Below are 8,094 nucleotides of genomic sequence, written 5' to 3' on the forward strand. Positions count from 1 at the left end.
CGCCATGAATTTAAAACAAATTGAAAAAGAATCAAGAGACAAATCCATTTTTATCACCCCCACCTTAATCCTCCCCCATCAAAGGGGGAGGAAAAAGTGAGGAGTACTCAGGCATTTTCCCCATTGACATTTTTTTTATTTTAAATATAATTGCCAATCTTTATGAATATTGAGACGATTACCCTGCTTACGATATTCGTCCCAATAATCGGCTCATTGACCATTCCTGTCGCGGGTTTGATATCAAAGAGTTTCCGTTCGGTCTGGTCAGTACTCATTGCCTTAGCAACTGCAATCCTTCCTTTATTATTATTACCTTTTGCATTTAATGGTGGACAGCATATATTTGGTAGACCCCTTGTTATGGGGCTTGATTTTTATCTTGTGGTTGATGGTCTATCAGTCTTTATGTCCATTGTGTCTTCCTTTATTGGAATGTTGATTGTTTTATACTCTATTGGATATATTGCTCATGAAGAAAACCAGAGCGAATATTATCTGATGGTCTTATTATTCATCGGTTCAATGATGGGTCTGGTATATTCAGCAAATTTGATATTTATGTATCTTTTCTGGGAGATCACCGCGATCTGTTCCTGGCGCCTTGTTGGATTTTATCGTGATAAGATTCATATATTAAGAGCAGATAAGACATTTTTAGTCACATTTGGTGGCGCAGTAATTATGCTCTTTGGATTTATCCAGATCTATAACCAGACCCAGAGTTTCAATATAATGGATATGCGGGGCACGCTCGTTCCTGGCTCCGCAGTCTTATTGATTTTATTCGGTATGTTTGCCAAGTCAGCAACTGTGCCGATCCAAACCTGGTTGCCTGATGCGGGTGTTGCACCTTCAACTGTTACTGCATTATTACATGCCGCAGTCCTGGTAAAGATTGGTGTCTATGCCTATGCCAGGATATTTAATTATACATTTGCAATACCTGAGGGCTGGCAGACCGCGATTCCAATCCTTGCGGTGATTTCCAGTCTCGTGGCAGCGGGTGCAGCAACTGTGGAGAACGATCTAAAAAGAATCCTTGCTTATTCTACGGTGAGTCAGATTGGATATATCTTTTTAGGTTTGAGTGTGATGGAGCCGACCGCGGTTACTGGTGCAATTTTATATCTTTTAATGCATGGGCTTGCAAAAGCAGGGCTCTTTTTGTGTGCAGGTATTATTGAACACAATACCCATACCAAGGATATCAGACAACTTGGTGGTCTTATAAAGACTATGCCCATTACTGCAATAGTATTTATCATTTCGGCATTTTCGGTGATTGGTATTCCACCCCTTGGTGGATTCTTTTCAAAGTTTTTAGTGATTTTAGGCACTGTAAAATCTGGTAATCTCTGGCTTGCCGCATTAGCACTCTTTACTGCAGTTATGACCGCATTCTATATGTTCCGGGTATTCAATATGGTCTTCCTTGGTGAGGCAAAGATTCCTGCAAAAGAAGGAACAAATTCAATGCTTTTTGTCGTGATTGTACTTGCGATTCTTTCGCTCCTTGCGGGTATATTTATCGCCTATCCAATGAAACTGGCTGATATAGCCACAACACAGATATTGAGGTTAGGATTATGAATCCACAGATATTATTGACTACAATCTGGCTACCGGTTGTTGTAGCAATTATAGCAATATTAATTCCCAGAACAATCAAGGGTCTGCGGGAGTTTATTGCTATTATTGCCGGTGCAATTTTAGTCTATATTGCCTGGCTCTTATTTGATTACAAAAATCTCGTCTTGACATTGAACTGGGTGGGCTGGCTAAATTTTGATTTGAGATTGTATCATTTCTCATCATTTGCATTATTGTGGATAAACATCTTTGGATTCTTAATCAGTCTATATTCATTTATAAAGATGAAAGAACATCCGAGGGTCGGCGAATACTACTGCTATATCTTTCTCACGATTGCCTTTGCCAATGGTGCGATACTTGCGGATAACTTTTTGGTATTGCTCTTCTTCTGGGAAGGATTGCTCTTGACCCTTTATGGTCTAATAACCCTCGGTAATACAGAAAATACCCAGCGCACTGCAATCAAGGCATTTATCATTAATGGTCTTTGCGACTTCTGTATGATATTCGGCATTGCAATTCTTTGGTATCTCACCGGCAAGGCAAGTCTATCTGAAATTGCCCATGAGCCGGTAAAACCGACCGGACTGTATTTACTCAGTTTTATAATGATGATGATTGGTGCCTTGGGAAAGGGTGGTTCAATGCCATTCCACACCTGGATTCCGGATGCGGCAATTGATGCACCGGTCAGTGTGATGGCATTCTTGCCCGGAGCACTTGAGAAACTTTTGGGTATATTCTTATTAACGAGAATTTCAGTTGAATTATTTGCAATCAAGGGGACGCCGGCTTCAATCATATTAATGATAATTGGTTCCATTACTATCGTCTTTGCAGTGCTAATGGCATTGATACAGAAGGATTATAAAAAATTGCTTTCATTCCATGCGATAAGCCAGTATGGTTATATGGTCTTGGGTATTGGAACTGCATTGCCGATCGGTATCATTGGTGGAATATTCCACATGTTGAATAATGCCATATACAAATCTGGATTGTTTATGGTCGCAGGCGCAGTGGAACATCGGACCGGGACAACCGAAATGAAGAAACTCGGTGGATTAAAACAGGATATGCCCATTACTGCATTGTGTTATTTAATTCTCGCTGCGGCAATATCAGGAATCTGGCCCCTAAACGGTTTTGTATCAAAAGAACTTGTGATACATGGTGCTTATGAAACAGGCTTTGTAATATTTGCTATCGCCGGATGGGTTGGTGCAATATTCACCTTTGTATCATTCTTAAAGGCAGGGCATTCAATATTCTTAGGACCGCGCAACAAAGAATTACCCAAGACAAAAGAGGCAGAATCTCCATTCCTGGTTCCTATGATTATCCTTGCGGTGCTCTGCATTTTATTTGGCGTTTATAATTATCTGCCTTTCAAATATTTCTTTGAACCTTTACTTGAAATGCATCCCGAAGAGATTGCCCATCACTATGATTTTTCTGCCCATGCCCTTGATTTGGTAAATCCGATTGCTGGCGTATCAATTTTTATGCTCCTGATTGGTCTTGTAATACATTTGTATGGCTGGAACAAGGCAGAGAAAAAGGCAGCCTATGCCTCTGAGGTTATCCACAGACTGCCAATTTTAAGCACCCTCTATGAATGGTCAGAGCAAAGGGTTTTTGATATGTATGAACAGGGGATTAAGTTCTTAAAAGGACTTGCCCATATCTTGTATGTGGCGATTGATAGACCGATTGACTACTTCTATGAGAAGACGGTTACTATCACTGGTAATGCATTCACGAAACTACTCCAGTACGCACACAATGGTCACTATGCAAACTACCTTGCCTGGTGTATTGCGGGACTTGTTATAATTGTCTATGTTTTATTATCTTTGATTAAGTGAGGAGTCTGATATGGTATCTCTTTTTATAATCATTCCGTTCGTCCTTGCTGCATTCCTGCCTTTGATTGAGAAAGTTTCAAAAAGATTTCTACCTGATTTATTGACGAATCTGGCAATCCTCTTTCTATTGATTTATTCAATGACCTTTGGCTACCAGGTTGTGGCATCACATTCCGGAATACGCCATTTCCAGTGGTTCAATCAAAATTTAAATATTGTCTTTGCGTTGGATGGTTTCAGTCTATTTATGTTATTTGCTATATATCTCGTCAGTTTTGGTGTAACGCTATTTTCAATTGACTATATGGAACATTATGGTTCAAAAGGGATATTCTATGCTCTATTTATGATTATGGTCGGCGGTATGTCCGGACTTGTCCTTGCTACGGATTTATTTACAATCTATGTCTTCCTTGAGGTTGCTGCGATATCTTCCTATGGACTTGTCGCCTATGGTTTAAAGCATGATGAACTTGAGGCCTCATTCAAGTATCTTGCACTTTCTGCAGTCGCAACCGCATTTCTGCTATTGGGCATTGCTCTAATCTTCAGTATTACCGGAAGTCTGAAACTCGGTGACATTGCAGAAAGATTCTTTAAAGAAGATGCGAAATTTATAATGTATATCTGCACTGGATTCTTCATTTTTGGTTTTGGCTTAAAGGCAGCGCTTGTGCCATTCCATTCCTGGTTACCAGATGCCCATCCCAGTGCACCCGCACCAATATCCGCAATGCTTTCGGGTTTATTAATAAAAGTTTCTGGTGTCTATGCACTGACAAGAATATTCTTGAATGTCTTCGGTTTAACACCCGCAGTATCAACGGTCTTGATGTATCTCGGTATAATCTCTATTTTAGTCGGTGCAGTCCTTGCCCTGGGACAGGATGATATTAAAAGAATGCTTGCCTATTCATCAATCAGCCAGGTCGGTTATATTATCCTTGGATTTGGCGCGGGAACGAGTTTTGCAATAATGGGTGCATTATTCCATATCTTAAACCATGCCCTTGCTAAAGGATTGTTGTTTTTGAATTCAGGTTCGGTTGAGCATTCAACCGGCACCAGGGATTTGAATAAGATGGGTGGTCTTGGTAAGAGGATGCCAATTACTGCGGCGACTACCGTGGTTGGTTCGCTTTCCGTTGCCGGTGTGCCACCACTTAACGGATTCTGGAGCAAGTTATTTATTATTATAGGATTATTACAGGCAAGGGCTTATGGATTTGCATTTGTGGCGGTCCTGGCAAGTATTATTACATTGTGGTATTATATTATTATCCAGCGTCGGGCATTCTTTGGTAAATTGAAAGAAACACTACAAAATGTTAAGGAAGTTCCTTTCTGGATGGCATTGTCAACGCTTTTAATCGCCCTTGTTTGTATCATAATCGGCATTGGCTTCCCCGTGGTTATCTCCAAATGGATTACACCCGCAGTGAATATTCTTGAATATGGTATTAGATATGCAATGCAGTATTTGAGGTTATAGGGGTTTTTATGCAGGAGTTATATTTAATATCACTCTGCGCCCTGGTCTTCTTTTCAATCCTTGCGGTATTGTTAAAAGACCTGCTTAAAGCCGCATTGAGCCTTATGGCAGCAAGTGTATTTCTTGCAGTAGTATTGTTCTTTATGAAGGCGTATTATGCTGGTGTATTTGAAATTTCGGTCGTTGCGGGTTTGATTACTGTCTTATTTGTTTCAACGATTGGCTTGACAAGGGGTGATGATTTTAAAGAAAGTAAACTGCCTGTTTATATCTTTCCGTTGTTCTTCATCTGGTTTATCATTATTGATATTTTGATTATGTATCTGTTATTGAGCAAAATGCCACCGCTAACAAAATGGCTACCAGAATCTGGCAAATTTGGCGATGTCTTATGGCAGAAACGGACATTCGATCTCTTCGCTCAAATTGGTATAATCTTTGCCGGTGTCTTTTCGGTGTTAGCATTATTCAGAAAGAGGGATAAAAATGATTAATTTACCTAATGATTTTTATCTGAATCTAATATTTGCCTTTATTCTTTTCTTCATTGGATTATACTGCCTTCTTTCAATGCGCAATTTAATTAAATTGCTCATCGGAATAGAAATTATTGCCAAAGGTGTGACCCTTGCTTTGATATCAGCGAGTTCGGTAAAAGGGCTGATTCTAACCGGTCAGAGCCTGGTGATAACATTTATTGTGGTTGAGGTCTGCGCTATCGCAGTTGCCCTGGCGCTCGTTATAAATCTTTATCGCCATACTGGTAGTCTGGATGTGAAAAAACTTACAAAGCTGAAAGGATAAATATGAAAAAAACGCAGGAAACGCAGTATCATCCTGAAGGACTTGCAGTATCGTTCCAAAAAAAGATTCGGAACTTGCAGGAAATGCCTTTTGCAAACGGAGTGATACTGCAAATCCCGATTTTTGTTATCGGGATGATCCTGCGAGCGAAGCGATACTGCAAAAAGGCGGTTCACAATGATTGATATTTTACTTTCTCCTCCCATTGCCTTTTTGATTTTCTTGGGTATTTTCTATTTGATTTACTGGCTTGGTAGTTTGATGGCGCCAAAAATGAAAAAGACACCGGGCAAGGTTTCAACCTATGCCTGTGGTGAGGATATTCCAGGAACAAAAGTCCAATTTGGTTATCGTCTGTTTTTCTATGTTGCACTGTTCTTCACGATGATGCATGTGGCGACACTGGTGGTGGCGACGATTCCCAAAGGCGCAGTCGCCTTGTTTGGTATCTTTTATCTGGCGATGATATTTATCTCGGTCTTGGCATTGATAACGAGGAGTTGATATGTTAAGCTGGCTTGTTAGATGGTCAAGGATAAAATCGCCCTGGGTTCTACATTTGAATACCGGGGCATGTAATGCCTGTGATATTGAGATACTTGCCGCATTGATGCCGAGGTTTGACTTAGAAAGATTCGGTGTTCTGTTAAAGGCAACACCAAGGCATGCAGATGTGATTGTCTGCACCGGGCCAATGACGAGGCAGAGCAAGGACAGGATGATAAGGATATATGAGCAGGTGCCTGAACCGAAGTTTGTCGTGGCGGTCGGTGCGTGCGCAATGAGTGGTTGTGTGTATCGGGGTTGTTATAACATCATCGGTGGTGTTGACCAGGTCCTTCCTGTCCATGCCTATATTCCAGGTTGTCCGGTCCGTCCGGATGCAGTGATTGATGGGGTTTATAAGTTGTTGAAGACATTATGAAAAAGGCAATTGAGGGCAATTTAAGGCAATTCAGGGCAATTGAGAATGTAGGGCAAGGCTTTCTTCAAGAACCGATGGTTCTTTCAGAACCAGAGGTTAGCCTTGCATATTCAGAGGTGAATTGAGGAAAATATGGGTGAAACTGAACTTTTAGAAAAGATAAAGCAGGGTTTGAAAGAAAAGGTTTTAGATATAACCAATCCTGCCCCAAGAAGGGTCTTTTTAAAGGTTGATAAGAAAGACCTTGTTGAGGCAATAAGATTTTTAAAAGAGAAATTTAATTTTTATCATGTTTCAACCATTTCGGGTGTTGATCTGGGTGAGAATTTTGAAATATTATATCATCTTGCCAATGAAAATTGTGTATTGACTGTCCGAACACTGACACCGAGGAATGACCCGAAGGTGCCAACTATCACCAGCGTAATTCCTGGTGCCACGCTTTATGAGAGAGAGATACAGGATATGTTTGGGATAAAGGTTGAAGGGCATCCTAATCCAGAGCGTCTTGTATTACCTGATGACTGGCCTGAAGGCGAATATCCATTGCGCAAAGATTGGAAATTTGAACGCCCTGAAGAAAAAATCCCGGGAGGCAAGTAATTGAGGCATTTAAAACTACAATAGTGCAGTTGCAAATGGTTTGCAATGCGTAAGCAAAGGGATAAAAATGAGAGGCATTAAAGTAAACAAAATAGCAGCCGTATGGCTGATGATGGTGGTTATAGGGCTTGGTTATGCCCAGGACTTCGTAAGTCCTTTAGAACACGATGTAGAGCAAATGATGTATATTAGAGGAGCTTATCCACGTGTGGGAGAAACATTTGAAGTTGTGTATCGCATAAAACTCAAAGAAGAAAATAGATTGAATATGTATCCCCAGCGTATGGTGGCGCTAGGCTATACTGTCCATTTTTGGGCAGGAAGTACCGATCCAATAATATTTCTTAGCGAGAAAGAAATATTTGTTCCAATCTTGAAACCAGGTGAATGGCGCGAATTTTCGGTTAAATTAAAAATCACAAAGAAAGCTGTGAGCATAAGAATAATGGGAGGCATCCGGTTTAAAGTAAGTAAAGGGTGTGGAGCGACTATCAATATGCCTCTTTATCTCATTGATCCCGAGACCGGTCAGTATGGGACGAGGGAGGAGTATGAGAGGGGGCTGTCGGTGGAGTATCGGTATGATTTTGTTGATGGTTCATTTATTGGTAGGTATGACCAGAGTCGTGTTTCATTAGAGGAAAATCGTAGGATTATCAAGATGATGAAAGAATTAGAGCCTTCGCTTACCGATTCTCTAGCATTGCTTCTACACTCAGAGCAATACAAGGTTGGTGTGCCAAAAGGGACTGCAAAGTGGGATTCTTTAAATCAGCGTTGGATTGATAAGGGGGTTTATGAGTACT

The 8,094-nt window shown here is 40.6% G+C and carries 11 protein-coding genes; all 11 read left to right on the forward strand.

Going from position 1 to position 8,094, the window contains the following annotated elements; all coding sequences use genetic code 11:
- Positions 1–162: 162 nt before the first annotated feature.
- A complete protein-coding gene (locus ABIL39_11880; GenBank protein MEO0166824.1) occupies positions 163–1,593 on the forward strand; it encodes an NADH-quinone oxidoreductase subunit L in 1,431 nt (476 codons plus the stop codon).
- The gene (locus ABIL39_11885) at positions 1,590–3,464 is read left to right on the forward strand and encodes an NADH-quinone oxidoreductase subunit L (protein MEO0166825.1); all 1,875 of its coding nucleotides are present in this window, start codon (positions 1,590–1,592) and stop codon (positions 3,462–3,464) included. Before ABIL39_11880 ends, ABIL39_11885 begins: the two co-directional genes overlap by 4 nt.
- 10 nt (positions 3,465–3,474) lie before the next feature.
- Positions 3,475–4,956 (forward strand): NADH-quinone oxidoreductase subunit M, encoded by a 1,482-nt coding sequence (locus ABIL39_11890; protein MEO0166826.1) that lies wholly within the window; start codon positions 3,475–3,477, stop codon positions 4,954–4,956.
- A gap of 8 nt (positions 4,957–4,964) precedes the next feature.
- Positions 4,965–5,450, forward strand: a complete 486-nt coding sequence (locus ABIL39_11895) for an NADH-quinone oxidoreductase subunit J (protein MEO0166827.1) — start codon at positions 4,965–4,967, stop codon at positions 5,448–5,450.
- Positions 5,443–5,760: an NADH-quinone oxidoreductase subunit NuoK gene (gene nuoK / locus ABIL39_11900; protein ID MEO0166828.1), complete on the forward strand. Its 318-nt coding sequence runs from the start codon at positions 5,443–5,445 to the stop codon at positions 5,758–5,760. Before ABIL39_11895 ends, nuoK begins: the two co-directional genes overlap by 8 nt.
- Before the next feature lie 2 nt (positions 5,761–5,762).
- On the forward strand, positions 5,763–5,945 hold the full coding sequence (locus ABIL39_11905; GenBank protein MEO0166829.1) for a hypothetical protein: 183 nt from the start codon (positions 5,763–5,765) through the stop codon (positions 5,943–5,945).
- Positions 5,938–6,264 carry an NADH-quinone oxidoreductase subunit A gene (ndhC, locus tag ABIL39_11910; GenBank protein MEO0166830.1) on the forward strand — a complete coding sequence of 109 codons (327 nt, stop codon included), beginning with the start codon at positions 5,938–5,940 and terminating at the stop codon, positions 6,262–6,264. Before ABIL39_11905 ends, ndhC begins: the two co-directional genes overlap by 8 nt.
- A gap of 1 nt (position 6,265) precedes the next feature.
- Positions 6,266–6,685 carry an NADH-quinone oxidoreductase subunit NuoB gene (gene nuoB / locus ABIL39_11915; GenBank protein ID MEO0166831.1) on the forward strand — a complete coding sequence of 140 codons (420 nt, stop codon included), beginning with the start codon at positions 6,266–6,268 and terminating at the stop codon, positions 6,683–6,685.
- Positions 6,682–6,810, forward strand: a complete 129-nt coding sequence (locus ABIL39_11920) for a hypothetical protein (protein MEO0166832.1) — start codon at positions 6,682–6,684, stop codon at positions 6,808–6,810. The genes nuoB and ABIL39_11920 overlap by 4 nt, the downstream gene beginning before the upstream one ends.
- Positions 6,811–6,817: 7 nt before the next feature.
- On the forward strand, positions 6,818–7,288 hold the full coding sequence (locus ABIL39_11925) for an NADH-quinone oxidoreductase subunit C (GenBank protein MEO0166833.1): 471 nt from the start codon (positions 6,818–6,820) through the stop codon (positions 7,286–7,288).
- Positions 7,289–7,355: 67 nt separating this feature from the next.
- A partial coding sequence (locus ABIL39_11930) for a hypothetical protein (GenBank protein MEO0166834.1) occupies positions 7,356–8,094 on the forward strand: 739 nt, incomplete at its 3' end.

Source organism: candidate division WOR-3 bacterium (assembly GCA_039802205.1).
Taxonomy (GTDB): domain Bacteria; phylum Hydrothermota; class Tepidihabitantia; order SM23-42; family JAOAFX01; genus JAOAFX01.